Raw genomic sequence first — 20,689 nt, forward strand, 5'->3', positions numbered from 1 at the left:
CGGTGTTCGGACCGTCGGCTCTGGTGGTCGCTAACACATTTTTTGCTGGTCAGAGGCGTGCTGCTGGTCGCCGTTCGGCGGTGTTCGAGTGTCGCGCGGCATATACGCGGCGCCGTTTGGAGGTGCCCGCTAGGGCGTCGATGGCGGCGGTTGTTCTGCGCCCGTAGGTGGGTCGGCGTGCGTGGTGGCGGCGCTCGGGGGATTGTGCGGGGTTTCCGCGGCACTCTGCGGTGCGCCTGACGTGAGGGCGATGGACCGTGCTGACCTGCGCAGACGTGCGTCTGGTCCTGGTTCTGCGAGTTGTGCGGATTCTGCGGTGTCCATGGCGATAACACGGACGTCCCGTTTAGCTGCTGGAGAACCAGATCCGCGACACGACCGGCCTGCTTCCGGCCTCGACCCACCCGGGCGTCGTCGTCGCGGCCCTCGGTGGGTTCGCGTGCGCGGCGACCCCGGCGAGTGCGGTCGGATGGCGGCAGGGACTGAAGGGATGTTGTCTCGGCAGTGGTCTGCGTGCTCTCGCTGTCTGGGACCACGCCGTTGGGGCAGGACCTGACGGCGGCACTGCGGTCAATCTGCCGATCTCCCGGACGACGGACGACCTCGTGGTCACGAGCGATGAGCCATACGCCGGCATGCTGCGGGTCGATGTACGCCGTCCGTGCACGGTCGACCTGCGCATCCCCGGTGATAGCCAGGCGGACCTGCTAGCGACGGTCAACGGCGAAACGATCGCGGCCGGACCGTCCGGAAACCGAGTGTCCCTACGGGGACTGGGCCGTTCCGATGTCGTAGAGGCGGAGTACCCGATGCCGGAACGCATCGAGACCGTGCGTGTGGCGGGCCAGAGTGGACCGTCCGGGGTCGTACGGTCCCCGACATCAATCCGCCGGGCGAGGTCTGCTAAACGTACCGCCGAGAGCATGTGCGGTCGGCCAGCCGACCCGAAGGCGCGCTGCGATGGTGAGCGCTGCGGCGGTGAAGGGCCGATAGTGAGGGCGGAGACCACAGCGTCCGTCGCCGGGCCGGTCTGGACATTCTTCATGCTCGCGCTGATCCTTACCACGCTGGTCTTTAGATCGAGCCCCATCTGGGTCCGCTACGAGGGGGCACGACGCCGACGAAGATCTGGGGGAGAGGGTGTTGGCCGGGCGGTGGTCGGGCTTCTGGCCGCGAGGTATTCGTCCTAGTGTTGGTCCTTGCTGATCATGCCGATGCTTCGTGACGCTGGTCCCGCAGTCGGGAGATAGGGGAGCTGGAACCAATGACGACGGATATGGAGACCGATGGTGATGAGCGACTTGCGGATGGTGGCGCCGATGGGGGCGCGCCGAGGCTTACCGCTGCGCAGCGGCTCCATCTCGATGTGTATGGCTTCGTGCTGCTGGATAACGCCTTGACCTCGGACGAGGTCGCGCGGACGAAAGATGCACTCTATCGGTTGAGAGCTGAGCCGGATCTGGAGCGTTTCCGTGTCTACGTCAACCATCGCAGTGATCATCACCTCAGCGTCGGCCATCTGGTGGAATATGATCCGGCTCTGCTGGAGTATGCGAGCCACCCGAGACTAATCCCGCTCGTGGAAGAGTTCGTCGGTGGATCGGTACGCCTGGAAGAGTCGGAGGCGATCATCAACCGGCGCGGCCCCGACACTCCGGCCGAGTCCTCGACGGACCGTGGATCGGCGAGAAGAGTTGAGCCACTCGGATTCCACACCGGTACCCGTCACGGTTGGGGAACCTACTATCAAGATCATCACTTCCACAGCCTCTTTGTGAAGACGCTGGCCTACCTTACTGACGTCGGTCCCGACGACGGAGGCACCGCAGTGATCCCCGGAAGCCACCGACTTAGCTGGCCGGTGCAGGACATCATCGACGCCGCGCTTGAGGACAACCGCTTGATCCACCAGGTCGAGGCGACTGCGGGATCGGTCCTCCTCTTCTCTGAGGCCCTAGTCCACAGCACTACTGCTATCCGGAGCGACAGAGAACGCGTCGTTCTGATATCGGGGTACACGCCACCCATGATGCGAGAGTGGCCCGGGAACGAGCTCAGCCCCGAGTTCGTGCGCTCGCTCCCCGACAATGTCCGCCCCCTGATATCGGGAAGCGAAAGCTGGCACTGGAAGCGTCATGAGCGCGGATGACCTCCCTGCGTAGCGAGTGGGGCGCGGCTCTATGAAGGTCGGCATCGCCAGCTCTCGCGGGAGATGTAAGCGGCGACCGCGGGTGGCCCATCCGCAAGCGTCGTCCGGCCAGGCCGGCGGCTGTTCCGTCCGGACCGGCCGCCTGAGGGTTATCCATGGCGGCCGCATCCGGATGCCGAACCATCCGCGGGAGAGATGGCCGAGCCGCGCCTTCCACACCTGCAGCGGGTCGGTGTTGTCGGTCTGGGCGTGGTTGTGGTGCAGGCCGGGGGAGTCGGGAAGGCTGGCTGGTTGTGATCGCCCCACGGGATAAGCCCGGCCGCGCCGCGTTCAGCCTTTCTGTAAAAGCCGTTGCGGGTTGTGGTGCGAACGATGGTGACGGGGGTGGTTTCCGGGGCTGTGGGGAAGTGGTCTGGGGGCAAAGTCGCTGGTAGATGGCGTGGTCGGTGTTGCTGGGGGTTTCATAATCTGTCCCTCCTGTCGACTGCTGTTTCGGCACCAGGGCCGTTGAGCGAATCCGGCTGGGTGTCAGGTGGGTAGGGTGCGCCGAATCCGGCAGCATGGGCACGCCGCCCGCACTTCCGCAGGCCGAGCAGCGGGTGGCGCAGCTGTCGGCATTCACCTCCTCGGGGTGGCCGTGCGCTGGAGCATCTGGATGCGCTCCCGGACCTGGCGGGCCGCTGCGACCGGGGGTGCGGATCGAGGGTGGTTCGAGTGACCGGTTCGGCTAGGTCGTGTCCTCCGTGTCGGCGGTCGCGGGGGGTCGCGACGGAGTATTCGGGGTGCTGATTTCGCAGTGTCTGCCTAGGCTCGCCTGAATCGGTATGGGTGGGAGCGTGGGGGCGTGGCTGAGGCGTGGGGTACGCGGGTCTGGCTGGGTGAGGTTCGGGACTGGGTGGCCGAGTCGCTGTCAGGTGTCTGTGTCGACGAGCTCGGTGAGGTGGTGTCGTACTCGATCCAGCCTTGGTCAACGGTATGGACTGTGGAGTGCGGTGGGTCGCGGTACTGGTTGAAGGCGAATCGCCGAACTCGTCGACAGGAAGGAGTCGTTCAGGCTGCTGTGGCTGGATTGGCGCCTGAGTATGTGGACGTCCCGGTGGCGGTGGAACCGGAGCGGGGCTGGATCCTGACCCGGGACGGCGGTCAGGTTCTGTGGACGACGCTGGCGAACCTCCGACGCGTGGAGATCGACTCGTTGGCGTCATTGGTGGCCGACTACGCGCGTTTGCAGCGCCGCACAGTCGGATGTCGCTGGCTGCTTGCGTCGGCTGGTGTGCGAGAGGCCTCGGCCCTGGTCCCCGACGTGGCGGCGAGGGCGCAGGCGTCGCACCTGGTAAGCCTGCCCGCAGACGATCCCAGGCGGATCACCGAGGAGCAGTACGGGCGTGTGCTGTCCGCCCTGCCCGCGCTGCGGCAGGTCGGGAAGATCCTGGCGGCCGGCCCGGTCCCTCCGGCGCTGGACCAGGGCGATCTGTGGCCGGGGAACATCTTCTGCCCAGTTGGCACCTGCGGGTATCGGTTCTTCGACTTCGCAGATGCTGTGTGGGGGCATCCGTTCGGGTCGTTGGTGATGTTGGTGGTCGAGTGTGTGTTCCGGTGGGAGGTTCCTCAGCCCGAAGATGCCGTCGATCTGCGGGATGACCGGATCCGTGAGGTGTTTGACAGCTACCTGCGGCAGTGGACGGACCTCGCGTCGATTGAGGAGTTGCGTGAGCTGGCCGGCTACGCGCTGCGGACCGCGTCCCTCAACTGCGCGGCCGCCTGGTTGCGCAACCTGGGGGATGCCACCGCTGATGACCTGGCCCGGTATGGACGCATGCCCTGGGCGTGGCTCGAGGACGTCACCAAGCCCGTTCTGATCTGACCAAGGACTGGATTTCTAGCTGCATGCGCTCTACAGGGAGTTGCAACACACCCTCACCATGCAGGCCGCCATCGGCTGATGAAGGAGATCGGGTGCTGACGATGACCCGAACCAGGATTGGCCGCGTCTCGAGAGCCCGCCAGAACACTTGGTCGGAGACGACTCTGGCCACTGTTATCGACTGTGATCCCGGGTTGAGTCCGGCTAGTGCCGTAGGCGGGTATCTCCTCCGGCCACGGCGCCTGGCGCGCAGCCCGCCACCACCGTCGGCTGTCGGGGAGAATCGGTACAGGATCCTCAGGCATGGCTGAGGAAGCCGGTGGCTGCCCGAAGGGGCATAGGAACTGCCCGATGTGCCGTCCACTCAGTGAGCGAGGTCCGCCCCACTCGTGACTCAGACTCGGATCTGTGGACCGGGAACATAAGGAACTCGATCGCGATGACGACGTTCTGCGGCGAGATCACCCGGCCGAAGCCCGGTCGGCGCCGCCTGTGCAGCCCATCCAGGGCCGGCAGGCGAAGGCGATCATCCAGGCGTGAAGGTCGGCGTCGCCCGCCCGTTCGGCCGCAACCTCGCGTGCGTCCTCGTCGGCGTCCGGGCTGGTCCGTTCGCACTGGTATCGATGCTGCGGACGACGTTGCCACACAGAATGGGGCATGACGCGTCTCATTTTCGTGCGGCATGGCGAGAGCGAAGCGAACCTGCTCCACGTGTTCTCCAATCGCGGCATGAAGCACGGGCTCACCGCCGACGGCCGCGTTCAGGCGCTCGAGCTCGCCCACCGGCTCGCAGGTGCCTCCGTCGACCGCATCTACACAAGTCCGCTGCTCCGCGCAGTGCAGACCGCACAGGTTCTGAGCCGACGGTTGGGTGTCGATGCCGCGCCGGCCGAGGCGCTGCGTGAGTACGACGTCGGCGCGTACGAGGGCAGCGACGACCCAGCCCACTGGCGCGAGTAAGACGAGGTACTCGGCGCATGGATGCTCGCTCGCGAGTGGGACCGCCGAGTCGGCCGCGGGGAGAGCTACCACGACATCAGGCGCCGCTTCGCACCGTTCGTCGAGCAGGTCACGGCGATGAGCGGTGTGACCGTCTTGGTTGCCCGTCGTCCTTGCCAACGTGACTGCCACATTCGCGCTGGCGCACCCGCTCGCCAACACCCAGCAGGTGGTCGCGGTCCCGCACCACGGGGCGGTTGCCTGCTCCACCTGGGGCAGCATCGCCATCGACCTGGGAGCAGTCCTCGACGCCCCCGCGCCGCGCTGACTACGGCTGCCCACGCAGCCACGCCCGCTTGGACTACGCGGACGACCGGTACGCCGGTGAGGATGGCCGGGCACCGCACGACATCGACGCGCTGGTGAATCGGTCGACCTGACCGGGATGTGTTGGACGAGGCCAGCGCCCGGGGTGTTTCTGCAGAGGTTCTGCGGATTGTGCCGATTCTGCGGCGGACCGGGAGCCGGGGTGTGGTTGCTGTCGCGCGGGGGAGGGGACTGCCGCCTGACCTGCCGGCGCGCATACCAGCGTGGCCGGGCGTGTACTAGTCGGAACGCCCATGACAACGCGTCCGGGCCCACCGCCAGGTCCTTGGGATCACGACCTGCGGTCGCATGAGCCTGGCAGAGGGAGGAACCGTTGGTGGGCGGTTCGAGCCAGACGGTCCAGGCGGGTCCCACCGCTGCGGGATTTATTTCATGATCCCTGGCTTTAGATGAGCCGTTGACTGCCAGATAGCCGAGGGGAGTCGTACGCTCGCCAACGTGGTACGTCTTGTGGATTCCCGCGCCGGTGAACTCGTCCAGATCGGATTGAGCCGTGGCGGGCTGCTGCGAGTGTGCGTCCACCCACATCCCGGTGGCCAGGGTGGTCTCACCGACCTCCGTGCACTTCTCATTGCCGACGTCCTCACCCGAGTAATCGAGCTGAACGACGTACAGGTCCTCGTGGCCCTTGCCATTCCCGACAGTTGGCCAGGCCGGGTGGACGACCTGGTGCAGCCTGCCCGCGCACTTGGCATCCATCCACCGGCCGTGACGAGGGGGGAGGGTGAGGTTCGAGCTGCGCTTGGCGGGTCGGTCGACGTCCACTTCGCTGGCGCTGGCGTCGATGGCCTCGGCGGGGTACGCGTCGAGGTTGGTGAGGCAGCGGCCGTGCCGAATCGGTTGGCTGGCGACCGGGATCCTCTCGCCCTTCGACTGGCACTGCTCACCAGGCGTCACTATTGCGGGGCCCAGTTTACACCCGGCATCCTCGACGAGGCTGATGCGACGCTTCACCGCTGGCGCGATGGCGTTGCCGTATGGGCGCGGGCGCCGTCTAGGCCGATGCCGCCGGACGTCGTGCGGGACGCGTACGCCGCATTTGAAAACAACCTCGACACACCTTCTGTTCTGGGGCAGCTCAACCGACTGGCAGATGATGTCGACGTTGCGGACGGTGCGAAGTTCGAAACCTTCGTCCATCTCGACCGAGTGCTCGCCGTCGACCTAGCACGCGACATCGGCGCGGGCCCAGACTGATCGCCGTTTGCCCGCTGTCGCTTTGGCCTGGACGTAGTGATGCGATGAGGCTCGCCGCAACCGTGGATATTCCCGATGATGTTCTCTACCTGATCGCTACGGGCCTGCGACCCGCGAGGTCTGCTGACCTGGCACCGTTGGTTAACGAGATGCCCCTTGACTCCTGCCTGACACAGATGTTGGAGATCGCCCTTTCCGGCGACGGTGATCAGAAGTCCCCTCGCGGCCTGAGCATGTGCACGAACTCGGCTTGGTTCTTGGTACCGGCATCGCAGCCGCGGGCGGGCTGTCGACGACGCTGCACTGACGGGCACCAGTGCGGCAGGCCTCGGTCAGGCTGGACTTGGCGATGCCGCAGCCGGAACACGTGTAGACCGGAGTACCCCAACGCGGCCGCCAGGAGGCCATTCCGGTGGGACGGCGCGCGACCACTGCGGCGCCCATGGCGGTGCAACCTTTCTGGCGACGCTGGATGTTCTGGCGGCGCTAACGACCTCAACGGATGTCTGGAGGACATCACACCCCCAGCCGCCGATGACTCGCCAGGACTTATGGTCTGAGTGGATGAAGGTCATTCTGAACCTTCGCCAGGTTCGCGGAGCGTCGCCAGCCAGCCTTCCAATCTGGTCACCGGGCCTTCCTGCGCTCAGAGTGCGCCTTCGCGTCCCTATCTTCACTTGTCCTGGGAGGAGCGAGGGGCATTCCCAGATGCGGTGGCCTTGGTCGACTTGGCGGAGGCGAGGGTCATCCTGTCGCTGTTGAGCGATGGTGGTCTGGCGTGGGTCTTCCCAGGTCCTGTAGATGCCCCAGTGCCTGTGCGTAGACGAGATCCGGCTTCTGTACCGCGTCGACTATTCGCGCGTCAGGTCGGTCCAAGCGCTCAAGGTAGTCCCACACGTTCGAGTGGACACTTTGGATCTGTGCGGCAGTTGATCGTGTGCCGCCGCTCTCTTCGTGTCGGCGGGTGATGCGTTCAACGGCGATGTCGCGAGGACAGCGCAGAATGAGCGGGAGAAAGCGCACCTCGGGCTGTCTCCTGAGGATGGCGTCCAGGCGCTGCCATTGGAACTCCCAGCCCATGTTGGTATCGATGACGACCGAGCAGCCTGAACCGAGGAACGTCTCGGCGAGTGTGAAGAGCAGCTCATAGCCGGCTCTGAAGGCATCGGAGCTCTCGACCTTGCCCTGCAGCACGTCTCGGATCGTTCCCCCGGTCGTGTCCGAGGCGAGCAGCGGCAGCGACAGTTCGCGGCTCAGCCGACCGGCGATCTGGCTCTTTCCGGCTCCGGGGAAGCCCCCTATCACCACGAGGACAGGGGCCTCCATAGACATCGCTGGTCGGTGCTTTTGCACTGTTTCCTTTCGCTTGGCGGCACGGATGATCGGCTCTGCCTCAGTACGTGATCATCCTTCGGTGTTCTCCTCGGCCACGCTAAGGTATTGCACCGGGCGTCCGTCACATCCGGTTTGACTGGTCCTGGACGGCCATGGCCGCCCAGCCGAGGATCTCCAGAGCACGTACGAGCAGGTCGCTCGGACTGGACCCAGCCTGCCCCCACGACCTGCGACACCTAACGGTGACGAGCACAGGCCGAGGACCTCCAGAACACGGACGAGCAGCTCGGTCCGCACCCGTCATGAGCGGTCTGTCAGAGGTAGCCGCTATGACGCCCTGTTGTCGGTGCACAACGAAGCCCCTGGCCGCAGGCCCCGGCCCTATTCCGCAGGTCACAGACCTGAGTTTCGACCGCTTTCCTTCAGCGCGACGAACCGGCGCAGCTTTCCGGCGGCGGAGCCGCGCTGGAGGTGGTCGACCAGCTCGACCTCGACCTCGGGATCGGGCAGCCCCTGCCGGCGCAGTTCCCTCGCGATCGCCCGGGTCAGACTGGGCACGTCGGGTGATCCCACCGCGAGGATGCGCGCCCCGGTCGCCGTTTGCCGGACCTGGTACTCAGCGATGCGGGGATTGGTGCCGAGGACCGACCGGAACACGCTCGCGGGCACGGTGCAGGTCGGATAGCGGAAGTCGTCGTCGAGTCGCCCCGCGATGTCAGCCAGACGGACGAACTCGCTGCCGCATTCGCACGGCCCCGGCAGCACGGCGACCTCGTCTCCGAGGTCGTAGCGGATGAAGGGAAACGTCCGGTTCGCCAGCCCGGTAGCCAGAGTGTGCGCCGCCGGCTCGTGCGGGGCGACCGGAACTCCGTTCGCGTCGACGCGTTCGAGCACGACCTCGTCCTCACACACGTGCAGGCCGGCCCCGCGTCCGCACCCGGTCGCCGCCGCGCCGATCTCTGTCGACCCCCACTGGTTGTGGACCGGTGCGTTCCAGGCCTCGGCAATCGCCTGACGATCCTCGTCGAGGAGGGGTTCGGAGTTCGTGCTCACCCGAACGGGCTGGATGTCCAGGTCACCTGCCAACGCGGCGCGGGCCAGTCGTCCCACTACTGTCGCGTACCCGACGAGATGGGTGGGTCGTGCGGCGGTGACCGCGGCGAGCACCTCCTCGAACGGTGCGCTCGCCGGTATCACGACCGTCTCCATACCCCCGACGGTCGCCACGTCGAAAACCGCCGTGCTGACATGCGGCGGCTCACCGGCCTGGAGGACGGCAAGCTTCGCTTGACGCCGCAACGGCGGGTCGCGGCGCTCCTGTCGTGTCTGCATTCGCCAGGCGAGGCAGGCAAAGGTCACGAACAGGTCCCAGTCCCAGACGTAGACGCCGCGCACACCGCTCGATCCACGAGCTGAAGACTTGCAGGCCTCCTGGCGTGTAGGAGAACCACCGTTGCTCGGCCAAGATGCCCTCGGCCCGCTCGCGGGTGAGATCAGGGACGGTGACGATGGAGTCCCACTCCTGCTGCGCCTCCTGTTTGGTCATCACCGGCAACCGGGCCAGGTCGGCGACCGTGGCCGAGGAAGGATCAAGGTCACGGAGGCGGCGCGCGTGGAAGGGCGAGCGTTCGCGAGCGTGGGCGAGGAGCGCCCGCAGTCGCTGGTCGCGGTAGTGCTCGATCCGTTCCCGGGGCCGGTCGAGTCGCGCGATGTGGTCCTCGAGAGCCGCCCGTACGGCGTGCAGGTGGCCGGCGCGCAGACGACCGTACGCGGCCCTCGCGGCCAGGTCTGGATCATGCCCTTCAACCGCTCCGGACATAAGTGTCGCCCCGGCGACAACCCAGTCGTGGGCGTAGACGGGTACTCCCCACTTTCGGCCGGCAAACTTGGCCAGCATTCGCCTCTGGGCCATGATAAGTCGGACGGTGCGGGTTAACCAGGTGCGGCGGTAGGTCGTCTCGGCGCCCTGGGTTGATGACCGGGCTGCTCCCAGACTCCGGGTTTGTCTCATGCCTGGTGGGGATCCGTGCGGGCGATGTCGTCTGGACGGCGGATACGTGGAGGTCCCCGCCGCGAGGATGAGCGGCGCGAGTGTGTGCCTCCCGGTCGAAGCGGCGCGTCGGACGCGGGTCCATGGCCGACGTCGCCAACGTCCCCAAGTTGGCCGTCCTGACGACCCAGGCAGTGAGACGTCACAACCGCGCCCTCGCGGCCGTCGCTGACCCGGCGACCTACAACCCCTTCGTGATCTCCGGCCCCTGCGCACCCTGCCCATCGGGCAGGCGTCACCCACACATCGAGGAAGGTGCGTATGAACCCGCTCACCCCCGGCAACGGCTCCTCCAGCGGCAACGGCTCCAGCTCTGTTCTCGTCGATGAGCAAGTGCCCGTCTCGACGATCTGGAGAGCCGGCGACCCAATCGATCGAACGATCGAAGCGTTCTAGTCCAGGCCAACCGGCGATGGCGAAGGTCGGGGCAACGGCTAAGATCTCTCCGCCATCTATCGAACACCTGTGCGAACATCGCTTTTCCTGAACGTGACGGGGGTCGCACCACCTACCAACTGGGCAGGGAAGTCGGCGCGGCGCGGCCCCCGGCACCCGCAGGCTGACTCAAGTCGACGTTTCGCCTCTGTGGATAACCGTAATGTCCCCGCAAGGCGTGCGGCATCCTTGCATGCACGTTCGGGGCGAACCACCCGCGCGCCCGCCGGCCGCGCCCGTGCGGACGTGGGGCGGGCACGTCGGAATGAGAATGACAAGCCCATCTGGCCCCGTTGTGCTGCTTTGATTTGGCCCCACCCTGGTTGTGCATGGTCACTTGTTGTGTGGCTGGTTCGGGTTCAGTGGTTGGTGGGTTTCCCCTTCTTGCGGGTGGTGTGGAGCCGGTAGGAGGTGGTGCCGGTCTGGATGATGTGGGCGTTGAAGGTGAGTCGGTCCACGACGGCGGCGGCGAGGCGGGGGTCGGTGAAGGTGGCGCCCCACTCGGAGAACGGTGCGTTGGAGGCGCAGGCGATCGAGGCGCGTTCTTCTCGGGCGGTGATGATCTGGAACAACAGTTCGGCGCCGCGGGGGTCGAGGGTGAGGTAGCCGAGTTCGTCGAGGCAGAGCAGGTCGAGTCGGGCGTAGCGGCCGATGACGCGGGAGAGTTGTTTGTCGTCGGCGGCCTCGACGAGCTCGTTGACCAGGGTGGCGGTGGTGACGTAGCGGACCCTGCGTCCTTGTTCTGCGGCTGCGGTGCCCAGTGCGATGAGCAGGTGGGTCTTGCCGGTGCCGGAGTCGCCGAGAAGGACGAGGGGTTCGCCTGCGTCGATCCAGGCGCCGCCGGCGAGGTGTGCCAGGGTCGGGGGTGGGAGGTCTGGTAGTCGGGTGGGGTCGAAGTCGGCGAGGTGTTTGGTGCGGGGGAACTTGGCTTCGTTGACCCGGCGGATCCGCCGTCGGGCATCGCGTTCGTCGCATTCGGCGGTGAGTACTTCGGCCAGGAACGCCTTGTGGGACAGGCGTTGCTTGGCCGATGCGTCGGCGATCGGGGCCGCCTGGTCGCGCACCGTCGGTAGGGACAGGACTCGGCAGGCGGCGTGGATCGCAGCTTCGGCGGCTGGGTCGGTCATCGCCCTGGCCGCGCCGGTGGTGCTGGTCGAACTCATGCGGTGGCCTCCTGAGCGGAGTGGGTGAGCAGCTGGTCGTAGTCGGCCAGTGACGGTGGGGGCCGGTCGATGGAGGCGGTTGGGGATGCCGTGGCTGGTATGGGCACCAAGGGCTGTGGACCGGTGGTGGGTGTCTGCATGGTCCGGCGGGCCTCGAGGGCGACCACGTCGGGGTCGAAGTTGGCGACGGTGAGCGCGGCGTCCATGCCGGCGGTGACGGCCTGGGCGGGCAGGGAGCGGTGCAGGAGCAGCACCCCGACCAGGGCTCGGGTGCCTGGTCCGTCTCCGTGTTGTGCGCGGGCGGCGTCCCAGAACCGTTGATGGCCAGCCGTGAACGCGCCGCAGGCGCGGGCGCAGGCCAGCGCGGTCGACCCGGCCAGCGCCCCGGGCTTGCGGGTCAGAACTTCCAGGTAGTGGTCCAGCAGGAGGTCCTCGCTGCCCTTGTGCAGTGACCGGGCGTGCTCGGCCACCACCTTGCCGGCGTCCAGGACGCGAACCGTGGTCGCGCCGAGACGGACCTGCAGGCGGCGGCCTGCGAACCTGGCCGGCACCGAGTAGTAGGACTGGCGCACACATACCCGTGCCTTGGCATCGACCCGGCACGACAGCGAGGCTGAGACGTCGAACGGCTGCGCCGGGAGCGGGCGCAGCAGCGGTAGCTCCCGAGCTGCGGCCGCGCCGACGGTCTCCGCGCGGGCCCCGATCCGGCGGGCGTCATCACCAGCATCAGCCGCCGCGAGTGCCTCATTCAGTGCCGCCAGCGAACCCGCGTGTGGAACGGGGGTGAGGTGTCGTCAGCGGAACCGGCCGGCCTCGCCCTCGACCCCGCCCTTCTCATGCGCACCTTGAGAGCCGGGGATGCAGAAGAACGAGTCATAGCCGTAGTGGGACCGCAACGCTATGAACCGTGGGTGCTCGAAGCGTTCCCGCCCCAGCGCGACCCGGATCACCGCGGGCTTGAGGTTGTCATACCGGATCATCCCGGTGGGGACACCGCCAAACGCCTGAAACGCCTGCACATGCCCGTCCAGGAACGACTCCTGGGACTGGTTGGCATAGGCCACGTGCACTGCCTTGCCCGAGTGTGACAGGCGCAGGCAGAACATGAACAACTTCATCATCACCCCCGCGATCATCGCGGCGAACTCGCCGAAGTCGACCTCGGCCTCCACCCCCGGCAGGTGGGTTTGGGGCACCACCACATCCCCCCGGTCCGCGCCGATCTCCCTTCGTAGCCTGGCCACCAGGTGACGGACGCTGGACTCCGCGACCACCGCACCCTCCTCTTCCATCAGCCGCTGCCAGATCCGGCGAGCGGTGTGCCGCTGCTTCCTCGGCGCCTTCAGGTCCTCGCTCAACCAACCACGGACCGTGGCCTCATACGGACCCAACACCGGGGCCTGCCGTTGCGGGGTCTTCCGCTGCGGAGGCACCGCATCCGCTAACGCCTGACGCACCGTGCGCCGATGCACTTTGTGCTTGGCCGGGAGGGCTCGGACCGACAGACCACCATCTCGATGGTCACGTCGTATACGTTCGAACTGCTCCACTCTCGATCTCTCCTTCAACCCCTACGCCTCTCGTGATCGCCTTGGCAGACGACACGCAACGTAGGGGACTGGTAGGTCGAGAGTGGGGCCACTTCAAGCCAGCACTAGGCCTCCAAGTGGGGCCAATTCAGACTGGCACACTCATCGGAAGGAACCCCGAACGCTGATCAGCGGCCCCGGCCATACCGTGGGACCGCAATACCGCATCACCCCGCGGTGCGCATCGCCGGGCCGATCGAGCCCATGCTTGCCCGGAGCACTGACCGGTTACCTCCATCACCGCGCGGCAGCCCGCGTCCTCCAACCACGTCAGAGTCTCAAGGTCGCTTTGGGTGTTTGTGGTGTCTGACGGGCCTGACGGCTCTGAGCTCCTGTGACTTTGGGCCGGCCGGCGCGGGCCGGCGGGCGGGTACCTGGGCCCCGAGGGTGGGTTCCCCTGGGGGATGGCCGCCTACGCCTCGCCTCCGGCCCGGCGCTGAGGGCGCAGGCGGCCTAACCTCGATGTCCAGGCGCGTCAGGGGTTGATCTGGCGACGGCCGCCGACAGGAGAGATGAATTTCTCGGCTCAGATTGACTCGCAGTGGGTCGAGATCAGCTTGAGGCAGGTCTCGATGCTTTGCGTGGTCTCGACTACCAGCCTGTCATCGGTGCGCACTTCGTACTCTCGCGCGGTACGGGAGACCTGATCCCAGGTAGGCAAGGGAAACCCGGGCAGATCGACAGTGCGTTCCTGAACCCTCCTTCGATGCTCCTCTGTCGTCGAGCAGACGGTTTCGATGACCACGTGCCGTGCGCCCTGACTCCTCGCAAGTTCTCGCCAGCCCGCCCGGGCGACTTCTACCGGGCTCACCGCATCGACCACGACGGGCAGGCAATGTCGAAGCTGGACCGCCGCGACGTCGTGGGCGACGCTATAGGCCGCGATCCCCGTCTGCTCAAGTCGCAGTCCATTCCGCCACATCGCCGCTTCCAGGCCATCGATCCGCAGCCACACCGCCCTCATACGGTGCGCCACGTGGCGCGCCAGAGTGCTCTTGCCTGTGCCTGGTAACCCGCAGAACTCAACCAGGATGCGTGTTCCGCTGACTGTCATCGGCTGCTACCCTTCTTTACACGCTGTAAAGTGAGTTGTGACTTTACCATCTGTGAAGGAGGTTGGGAATGGTGACGCCCAGGCCCGGTGCGTCTACCCGAGCATCCCGCCAGACGAAGACGGCCACGACCAGGAGGGCGATTGTCGAGGCGGCCCGCTCACTTCTGGCCGAGTCGGCGGACGGGCACGTGAGCCTGGAGGCTGTCGCCGTAGCCGCCGGGGTGAGCCGAGTGACGATCTACAACCAGGTCGGCTCGAGGCATGGGTTGTTGGACGCGGTACTGACCGACAGCGCCGAGCGGGGTGGGATGGACCAACTACTCGCCCACACCAAGGACGAGCCAGCCCGTCAGGCCTGTACGTCGGTAATCAGACGCACGTGTTGCTTCTGGGCTGCCGAGCGATCGGTACTGAGGCGGTTGACGGGCTTGGCGGTCGTAGACCCAGAGCTCGCTCGTATCTTCGACACCCGTGAGGGATGGCGGCGCCGACAGCTCAACCGCCTACTCGAGCGGCTGGAGGAAGCAGGTGAACTCACGCGTACCGGCGCAATCTCCCGGGCAGCCATCCTCGACGGATTTGTCGCGCTGACCTCCTTTCAGGCCTACGACCGGCTGGGCCAGCTAGCCGAGCATCCCCTCAAGGCCACGCGGGTCCTCGACCAGATGCTGACCGGCCTTATCGGCTAGACGATCCCCGGCGCTGGTGCTGTGGGAGGTGCCGCTCGGGGTCGAGGGAGGTTCGGACGGGGCGGAGTTCCTCGCCGAGATCAGAGAGCGGGTCCTGACGGGGGACCGGGAGGAGACGCTCCGGCGTTTCATGGCCGGCACGCCGCCCGAGTGGTTCGAGGATATGAGGGCCGGACCGCAGAGGCCGTTGTTCGAGCGGATGGCTCTGAGTGTGCAAGCAGGCGCCGAAGCGCTGGCGTGGGCTCAATCGGCGCCTCGTAAGGAGTTGTGGGCGGGAATCAGCGCCCGGACGGTCGTCCTGCTCGGCACGAAGGCGCTTACCTTCTTCTCCGACGCAGCCGACTCGATCGTCGCGTCGCTGGCACATGCTGAGCGGGCGGAGGTCCCCGGTGCGGACCACGGCTGGCAGCCGGCCGACATGGCGGACAGCATCGCCGCACGCCTGACCCGAATGGATGAACCGAACCCCGCCGGCTCCAGCGATCGCTAGCTCTATGACGAACGAATGGCGCCGCTCCCGATGGTCTCGGAGGTCATCCACGTCGCCCCCGGCGAGGTTGTCAACGGCTACGCCATGCTCCACGTGACCGCAGGGCCGCTGCAGGCCGCAAGCAGCGTCGGAGCGACGTCATGGCCGGTGGAAGTCCTGGGACAAGCGGGCCGGTGAACGGCTCTACGCCCTGTTCGGTTGGTTCGGCACTCCCGTGTTGGTCGCCTTCGGTCTCTTCTTTCCGATCCAAGACATCGGCCCTGCGTGGGAGGCTTCGCAGGGCGGCGGCGATCATGGAACGTTGATTGTGACGGAACGAGAGTGCCACAGGCGTACCTGTGGGGCGGTCGGATCGTTCCACTCAGACGATGGCATCGTTCATATCGAGGAGGCCCGTCTGAATGAACCGCCTGTAAGTGTTGGTGGTGGCTGGCCTGGGGCTGGCTGGCAGGGTTGGCGCCGGTCGCTCGGCGCCCGTTGTGACTCCTGAATCGCCTGACCCCTCGCGGGTGTCATGCCCGGGATCTGTCCAGTGGGCGCTGGGTGCCGGCGCCGATCCTGGCCCACCACGATGGCTTGATCAGAAGCATGTCCGCCGAGGGATTGCCGTCCCGCGGCGTGGCTCGTTACAGGCCTGCCTCGTAGTGACTTCTCATCCTGGGCCGACGCCGGCAACGACGTCCGTCCCAGCGAGTGAGGAGAACATCGTCTTGTCCAGTGTGACAACCACCGTGGCTGACTTCTACCGGTACGTGGTCGGGGTTGACACCCATGCCGCGAGCCACAGTTACGCCATCGTCGCCGGCCCCAACGGCGCCCTGATCGACCAGGCGACCTTCCCGACGACCACGGCCGGACTACGGCGAGCGCGTGCTTGGATCGGTCGCCGCACAGGCGGTGACCTCGACGGCGTACTGGTCGCTGCCGAAGGGACTGGCTCCTACGGCGCCGTGTTGGGCGACGTGCTCGAAGAGGCCGGCTACCGAGTCGTCGAGGCACCAACGCCCCGACGCGAACGTGGCCGAGGCAAGACGGACACCCTCGACGCGGCGCTCGCCGCCCGATCGACACTGGTGATGCCGCTAGTGCTGTTGCGGGATCGGCGCGTGGGTGAGGCGCAGACGGCCCTGCAGGTGCTGACCGTTGCTCGAGACCAGCTCAACGCCGACAGGCTGCGGTGCATCAACGCGCTCACCGCCCTGATCCGCCGCCACGACTTGGGCCTCGATGCACGTCGGGCGTTGACCGACTCACAGATCACCATGATCGCGGGCTGGCGTCGACGCGAGGAGTCGCTCGGAGCGGCGACCGCGCGGGCCGAAGCCGTTCGCCTGGCCAAGAGGATCCTCGTCCTTCATAACGAGCTGGCCGACAACCGCAACCAGATCACCACGATCGTCGCCGCGCAGGCACCCGAACTGCTCGACCTGCCCGGCGTCGGTGCGATCACTGCCGCGGTGATCCTGGCCGTGTGGTCCCACCCCGGCCGGATCCGTAGCGAGGCCGCGTTCGCCCAGATCGCCGGCACCTGCCCGATCCCGGCATCCTCGGGCAACACAGTCCGGCATCGGCTCAACCGCGGTGGCGATCGGCGGCTCAATCGGGCGCTCAACACCATCGTGCTCACCCGGATGCGCACCGACACCAACACCCGGGCCTACGTCGAGCGGCGCCTGGCCGAGGGCAAGACGAGCAAGGAGATCCGACGTTGCCTCAAGCGCTACACGAGCCGTCAGATCTTCCGCACCCTCGCCGCAACGCACCGCCCACCTGAGATGGTCCCGTCTGCGGCTTGACACGACATAGAAGCATCCCGGGGCTTTGAGGTCGATGATCGAATTCGAGCGATATCCACGGATGGCAGTCGATATCCTCCTGTCGTTTACCGCGAGGAAGGCTCTCGGGACTGGTTGTGGGCCGGCGGTTTCCTGGTCGTCTCGGTCGTGGCTGGCTTCGTGTGGGTGGCGGCAGTTTTCGCGCGGTTGACTCGCCGAGGTCCGTGGCGAGTCGAGTCCCCATAGCGTCCTCACCGGTACGGAGGGGCACAGGGCCGGCGGCTTTAGCCACCTCGCTTGGTCTGGCACCCGAAGACCGGGGGCCCGCGGCGGGCGGTTGGCGGCAGGCAGGAAGCTGCCCGCCGAGCCGGGACAGGCTACCTACGGGCCGCGGCCTCTCGGACCAAGCCAGGCCACCGGCCAAACGCGCCGGCCAGCGGTCCCGGGCGGTTCACGCCCCGGGTGCCTCGTGCGATTGCTTCGGGCACGGCGGGTGTGTCGCGCTCGTGGAGGTGCCCCTCGAGGAGGAGGGCGGAGTGGGGGACAGAGGCTCTCGCCCTTCGCCGCGACTTAACCGGCGACCGTTGCTACGGTCGACCGTCGTAGGCCGGGGGTCTCCTTGTCCGGGGGTGCCCGGCTCCGGCGGCCTCGGGACTGGCACGCACAAACTGGGCCTGGGGCCGTCCTTGACCCGGAAGGGACAAAAGATGGAAATCGTTGGCGTCATCATCGCGGGAGTCATCATCGGCCTGCTCGGCAAGTGGGTCGCCCCGAGTGACCGGGACAACATTCCGCTCTGGTTGACCGTTATCTGTGGGATCGGTGGAGTGCTCATCGGCTACTACGCCGCCGCTGCGCTCGGGGTGGCCGCGACGCCTGGTGTCGACTGGGTGCGGTGGATCGTCAGTATCATCGTCGCGGCAGTACTCGTCATGATCGCCGCCTTGATTACCGGGAGGCGACGGGGAAGGCTCACCGGCAAACGCGGCAAGGCCATCTGAACCCTGGACCGAAGCCCCCCGGTCGACCTCGGCCACCGCCCGCGCCTCAGGCGTGGTCAGGTCCACCGGCGACATCTCGACCTGCACCCTCGCCGTCTGCACCGCAGCCGACTCGACGGCATCGGTTCCAACGGCGAGGACGGGCTCCCACAGCCGACGTGGGCCCCAACGAGGATGGTCCCGCCGCATCTGACAGACGTCTTCAGCGTGAGGAGTTCCACGTCGGGAACGACCGAGTAGGTGACGCCGTCGAGGTGGGGCAGTTGCCGGCCCTGCGTGTCGACCCAGGCGTTCGACGACCCAGCCCGGTCCGCGAACCTCGCCCGCTTCAACTTCCTCGACCCCCGGCGCGAACGACTTCTACCCGGACTGGGACGACGCCGCCAACACAACCGTCGCTCTCCTGCGTACCGAAGCTGGCCGCGACCCGTACAACCGTGAGCTGTCCGACCTCGTTGGCGACCTCGCCACCCGCAGCGAACAGTTCCGCACCCGGTGGGCCGCCCACAACGTGCGGCTGCACCGCACCGGTGCGGTGCGGTGCGGCTGCACCGCACCGGCATCAAACAGACTCTTCCCAGTTGAGGGTGTAGCGATCGCTGGAGCGTCGATCCTAGGTAGCGGGCCACCGGCGCCTTTGAGGACATCGATCGGGATCGACTGTTCGCCGCGCTGGTGTCTTGGTGCCACACGTGTCCGCAACCGCTGCACCGGTAACGGCGCACGACGACCTCGAGCACCGTGGGGCGCCAGCTCAGCGCCTGTTGGGTCCAACCGCCGGACCACTGTGTCTCGCGGGACGCGTTCGCGGACGTATCGTCGACACCACTGATCGGGCTCGACGACCCGGCAGGCAAGTCGGGGGCTGAGCCTCTGCCCGATGACCTCGGGATCGAGCTCATCAAGTCGGCAGAACGTGGTCGGGTCAGAGCAGGCGAGGCCCGCGGAAGGGGTAGCCCTCGATGCCCTCAGCCTGTCGTGGCGCCGGAACCCGGTGGGCTGTCCACTCTCACGGACCGGACAACGACGGTCACGTGGGCTGATAGGGCGTGCCACGGTTGGCGGTTCAGTCCTTCTTCGCAGGGGGTTGGGCGACGCATAAGATGCCCTTGTTGCCGTCCTGGTCAGTGATCACGGTGAGCGACGGCGCGTCGCTGTCATCGACGACGGTCCCACCCGCGGCGACGGCGGCGGCGATTCGTTGCTCGGCTACCTCGGGCGCCACATAGACCTCGACGTGGAACCGCTGACGCGGGGACCCGTGCTCGTCGCCGTCCCCGAACCACAGGTTCGGTACCCGTCCCGTGGCGTCCCGGATCTCGTCGCTGGGGGACCCGTAGCCCTGGGACTCGGCGTTCCCGGTCAGCAGGGCGGCCCACACCGGGGCGATGGTCGCGGAGTGCGCCGTGTCGAGGCCGAGCTCGATGACGCTCACCGAGGCCGGGTCGGCGTCGACCTTGTGGTCGGCGGCGATCTCGCTGATCCGTCGGGCGAGGTCGACGTCCTGCTGGGTCACCCATTCAACGACGTGTTCGGTGCCCTCGTCGTCGCGGTAAATGGCGTCGGCGGTGACCAGCTTGAGGTCGACGTACCCATTGCCGAGCGACACGCTCGGGTAGTGTCCCAGCGCGTCGCCCGCCTCGCCCACCGCGGCGACGAACCGTGCGCCGGTGCCGAAGTCGGCGACCAGGTAGCGGGCATGCAGTCCCTGGGCCAGCTTGCGCCAGTCGGTCAGCTGCGCCTCGGCGATCTCGTCACCCTTCAACATGTCCATGTTCGGGGACCCTATCTGTGATTCAGCTGCAGCGCTCGTGCTCATCGCTTCGCCCGCGCCTTCGTGCTGATCACGCGTTGCGCAGGCACCTCGATCGACATCACGCAGTTCTTCAACCCCTTGGGCCGGACGTACCTGAAGCCGAGTCGTTCGTAGAGCCGGCGGGTGCCGTTGTAGAGGAACGACGATGACATCTTCTTCGTCTGGTGCGTCAGGTCGTGCGGATAGGCCTCGACCACGCCGCCACCGGCCTGCGCGATGAGGTCGAGGGCGCCCCGGATCGCGATCTCGGTGATGCCCCGGCGGCGGTACCTCCGGTCAACGAAGACACAGGTGATCCGGTAGTCGGGGTCGCGGTCCTTCTCGGCGTCGTACTGCTTGCGATGGTGGATGGTGGGCAGCTCGGTCGGCGTGCCGTACTCCGCCCACGCGATGGCCACTTCGCCGTCCATCACCAGCGCCGCGTGGGCTGCGCCAGCCTCGACGCACCGCTTCTTCAGCTCCCGGTTGGCCCCGGCCCCCTGCCCGCGCTCGGGGCCGTCGGGATGGAACCAGATGCACCAGCAGCCGCCAAAGATCCCGTCGTGTCGCTGCACGAGGGCGTCGAACGCCGGCCAGGTCTCGGCAGTCAGAGGGCTGACCTCCAACGTCGCGTCGGTGCTCGTCTCGGCACTCATGGACTTACCGTAGAACGGTTACCGGACGATGCGCGTCCGGATCAGCGACTCGCCATAAGTCCACGTCGAGCGCCCTCAAGCTGCTCCTCGGTGGGTTCCCGTGTTCGACCCACCCCATCGG

18 protein-coding genes and 3 pseudogenes are annotated in these 20,689 nt (G+C 66.9%); 11 read left to right on the forward strand and 10 right to left on the reverse strand.

The window, feature by feature from the left end; translation table 11 throughout:
• Positions 1-1,264 precede the first annotated feature (1,264 nt).
• On the forward strand, positions 1,265-2,149 hold the full coding sequence (locus HEB94_RS27555) for a phytanoyl-CoA dioxygenase family protein (RefSeq protein WP_192752590.1): 885 nt from the start codon (positions 1,265-1,267) through the stop codon (positions 2,147-2,149).
• Positions 2,150-3,245: 1,096 nt separating this feature from the next.
• Positions 3,246-4,013, forward strand: coding sequence for an aminoglycoside phosphotransferase family protein (locus tag HEB94_RS27560; RefSeq protein WP_192752591.1), 768 nt, complete (start codon positions 3,246-3,248; stop codon positions 4,011-4,013).
• 461 nt (positions 4,014-4,474) lie between these two features.
• Here the strand turns inward: HEB94_RS27560 and HEB94_RS27565 are convergent, their stop codons facing one another.
• Positions 4,475-4,672, reverse strand: coding sequence for a hypothetical protein (locus HEB94_RS27565; protein ID WP_192752592.1), 198 nt, complete (start codon positions 4,670-4,672; stop codon positions 4,475-4,477).
• Between HEB94_RS27565 and HEB94_RS27570 the strand changes: the two genes are divergently transcribed.
• The 3 genes from HEB94_RS27570 (at position 4,671) to HEB94_RS27580 (ending at position 6,536) form a co-directional block, all read left to right on the forward strand.
• Positions 4,671-4,973, forward strand: coding sequence for a histidine phosphatase family protein (locus tag HEB94_RS27570; protein ID WP_192752593.1), 303 nt, complete (start codon positions 4,671-4,673; stop codon positions 4,971-4,973). The genes HEB94_RS27565 and HEB94_RS27570 overlap by 2 nt on opposite strands.
• A gap of 160 nt (positions 4,974-5,133) precedes the next feature.
• Positions 5,134-5,280, forward strand: coding sequence for a hypothetical protein (locus HEB94_RS27575; RefSeq protein ID WP_192752594.1), 147 nt, complete (start codon positions 5,134-5,136; stop codon positions 5,278-5,280).
• Between the two features lie 716 nt (positions 5,281-5,996).
• Positions 5,997-6,536 (forward strand): hypothetical protein, encoded by a 540-nt coding sequence (locus HEB94_RS27580; protein WP_192752595.1) that lies wholly within the window; start codon positions 5,997-5,999, stop codon positions 6,534-6,536.
• A gap of 744 nt (positions 6,537-7,280) precedes the next feature.
• Here HEB94_RS27580 and HEB94_RS27585 read toward each other — a convergent pair.
• From HEB94_RS27585 to HEB94_RS49540, 3 genes are all read right to left on the reverse strand, one after another.
• Positions 7,281-7,889, reverse strand: a complete 609-nt coding sequence (locus HEB94_RS27585) for a P-loop nucleotide/nucleoside kinase family protein (protein ID WP_337918026.1) — start codon at positions 7,887-7,889, stop codon at positions 7,281-7,283.
• A 375-nt stretch (positions 7,890-8,264) separates the two neighbouring features.
• Positions 8,265-9,080 carry a phenylacetate--CoA ligase family protein gene (locus HEB94_RS49535; RefSeq protein ID WP_202896577.1) on the reverse strand — a complete coding sequence of 272 codons (816 nt, stop codon included), beginning with the start codon at positions 9,078-9,080 and terminating at the stop codon, positions 8,265-8,267.
• Positions 9,081-9,129: 49 nt separating this feature from the next.
• Entirely contained in the window at positions 9,130-9,768 is a 639-nt protein-coding gene (locus HEB94_RS49540; protein ID WP_202896578.1) for a hypothetical protein, read from the reverse strand.
• Between the two features lie 414 nt (positions 9,769-10,182).
• Between HEB94_RS49540 and HEB94_RS52755 the strand changes: the two genes are divergently transcribed.
• Complete coding sequence (locus HEB94_RS52755; protein WP_273376543.1) at positions 10,183-10,317, forward strand: hypothetical protein; 135 nt, start codon at positions 10,183-10,185, stop codon at positions 10,315-10,317.
• Between the two features lie 398 nt (positions 10,318-10,715).
• On the opposite strand, the gene istB is transcribed toward HEB94_RS52755, so the two are convergent.
• From istB to HEB94_RS27605, 3 genes and pseudogenes are all read right to left on the reverse strand, one after another.
• Positions 10,716-11,519, reverse strand: a complete 804-nt coding sequence (gene istB, locus HEB94_RS27595; protein ID WP_192752597.1) for an IS21-like element helper ATPase IstB — start codon at positions 11,517-11,519, stop codon at positions 10,716-10,718.
• Positions 11,516-13,087: pseudogene (gene istA / locus HEB94_RS27600) on the reverse strand (IS21 family transposase). Before istA ends, istB begins: the two are co-directional and overlap by 4 nt.
• Before the next feature lie 547 nt (positions 13,088-13,634).
• On the reverse strand, positions 13,635-14,162 hold the full coding sequence (locus HEB94_RS27605; protein WP_192752598.1) for a P-loop nucleotide/nucleoside kinase family protein: 528 nt from the start codon (positions 14,160-14,162) through the stop codon (positions 13,635-13,637).
• 68 nt (positions 14,163-14,230) lie between these two features.
• On the opposite strand from HEB94_RS27605, the gene HEB94_RS27610 reads away from it, so the two are divergent.
• The 5 genes and pseudogenes from HEB94_RS27610 to HEB94_RS51175 all read left to right on the forward strand — a co-directional run.
• Positions 14,231-14,851, forward strand: coding sequence for a TetR/AcrR family transcriptional regulator (locus tag HEB94_RS27610; protein WP_192752599.1), 621 nt, complete (start codon positions 14,231-14,233; stop codon positions 14,849-14,851).
• 16 nt (positions 14,852-14,867) lie between these two features.
• A complete protein-coding gene (locus HEB94_RS27615) occupies positions 14,868-15,341 on the forward strand; it encodes an alpha/beta fold hydrolase (RefSeq protein WP_192752600.1) in 474 nt (157 codons plus the stop codon).
• 710 nt (positions 15,342-16,051) lie between these two features.
• Entirely contained in the window at positions 16,052-17,137 is a 1,086-nt protein-coding gene (locus HEB94_RS27620; protein WP_192752601.1) for an IS110 family RNA-guided transposase, read from the forward strand.
• A gap of 686 nt (positions 17,138-17,823) precedes the next feature.
• A complete protein-coding gene (locus tag HEB94_RS27625) occupies positions 17,824-18,117 on the forward strand; it encodes a GlsB/YeaQ/YmgE family stress response membrane protein (protein WP_192752602.1) in 294 nt (97 codons plus the stop codon).
• Between the two features lie 367 nt (positions 18,118-18,484).
• Positions 18,485-18,601 (forward strand): annotated as a pseudogene (locus HEB94_RS51175) (MmyB family transcriptional regulator); the annotation flags it as partial.
• A 181-nt stretch (positions 18,602-18,782) separates the two neighbouring features.
• Here the strand turns inward: HEB94_RS51175 and HEB94_RS27635 are convergent.
• The 3 genes and pseudogenes from HEB94_RS27635 to HEB94_RS27645 all read right to left on the reverse strand — a co-directional run.
• Positions 18,783-19,089: pseudogene (locus HEB94_RS27635) on the reverse strand (ISL3 family transposase); the annotation flags it as partial.
• A 94-nt stretch (positions 19,090-19,183) separates the two neighbouring features.
• On the reverse strand, positions 19,184-19,891 hold the full coding sequence (locus HEB94_RS27640) for a 4a-hydroxytetrahydrobiopterin dehydratase (RefSeq protein WP_192752603.1): 708 nt from the start codon (positions 19,889-19,891) through the stop codon (positions 19,184-19,186).
• A gap of 41 nt (positions 19,892-19,932) precedes the next feature.
• Complete coding sequence (locus HEB94_RS27645) at positions 19,933-20,568, reverse strand: GNAT family protein (protein WP_192752604.1); 636 nt, start codon at positions 20,566-20,568, stop codon at positions 19,933-19,935.
• Positions 20,569-20,689: the final 121 nt, after the last annotated feature.

Origin of the sequence: Actinopolymorpha pittospori, from assembly GCF_014873875.1 — a bacterium.
Lineage (GTDB): Bacteria > Actinomycetota > Actinomycetes > Propionibacteriales > Actinopolymorphaceae > Actinopolymorpha > Actinopolymorpha pittospori.

What these genes read in the sequence shown, in the direction of transcription:
- HEB94_RS27555 (WP_192752590.1), top strand. Translation starts at nt 1,265, where the DNA reads ATGACGACGGATATGGAGACCGATGGTGATGAGCGACTTGCGGATGGT.
- HEB94_RS27570 (WP_192752593.1), top strand. Translation starts at nt 4,671, where the DNA reads ATGACGCGTCTCATTTTCGTGCGGCATGGCGAGAGCGAAGCGAACCTG.
- HEB94_RS27565 (WP_192752592.1), bottom strand. Translation starts at nt 4,672, where the DNA reads ATGCCCCATTCTGTGTGGCAACGTCGTCCGCAGCATCGATACCAGTGC.
- HEB94_RS49535 (WP_202896577.1), bottom strand. Translation starts at nt 9,080, where the DNA reads ATGGAGACGGTCGTGATACCGGCGAGCGCACCGTTCGAGGAGGTGCTC.
- HEB94_RS49540 (WP_202896578.1), bottom strand. Translation starts at nt 9,768, where the DNA reads ATGCTGGCCAAGTTTGCCGGCCGAAAGTGGGGAGTACCCGTCTACGCC.
- HEB94_RS52755 (WP_273376543.1), top strand. Translation starts at nt 10,183, where the DNA reads ATGAACCCGCTCACCCCCGGCAACGGCTCCTCCAGCGGCAACGGCTCC.
- istB (WP_192752597.1), bottom strand. Translation starts at nt 11,519, where the DNA reads ATGAGTTCGACCAGCACCACCGGCGCGGCCAGGGCGATGACCGACCCA.
- HEB94_RS27605 (WP_192752598.1), bottom strand. Translation starts at nt 14,162, where the DNA reads ATGACAGTCAGCGGAACACGCATCCTGGTTGAGTTCTGCGGGTTACCA.
- HEB94_RS27610 (WP_192752599.1), top strand. Translation starts at nt 14,231, where the DNA reads ATGGTGACGCCCAGGCCCGGTGCGTCTACCCGAGCATCCCGCCAGACG.
- HEB94_RS27625 (WP_192752602.1), top strand. Translation starts at nt 17,824, where the DNA reads ATGGAAATCGTTGGCGTCATCATCGCGGGAGTCATCATCGGCCTGCTC.
- HEB94_RS27640 (WP_192752603.1), bottom strand. Translation starts at nt 19,891, where the DNA reads ATGGACATGTTGAAGGGTGACGAGATCGCCGAGGCGCAGCTGACCGAC.
- HEB94_RS27645 (WP_192752604.1), bottom strand. Translation starts at nt 20,568, where the DNA reads ATGAGTGCCGAGACGAGCACCGACGCGACGTTGGAGGTCAGCCCTCTG.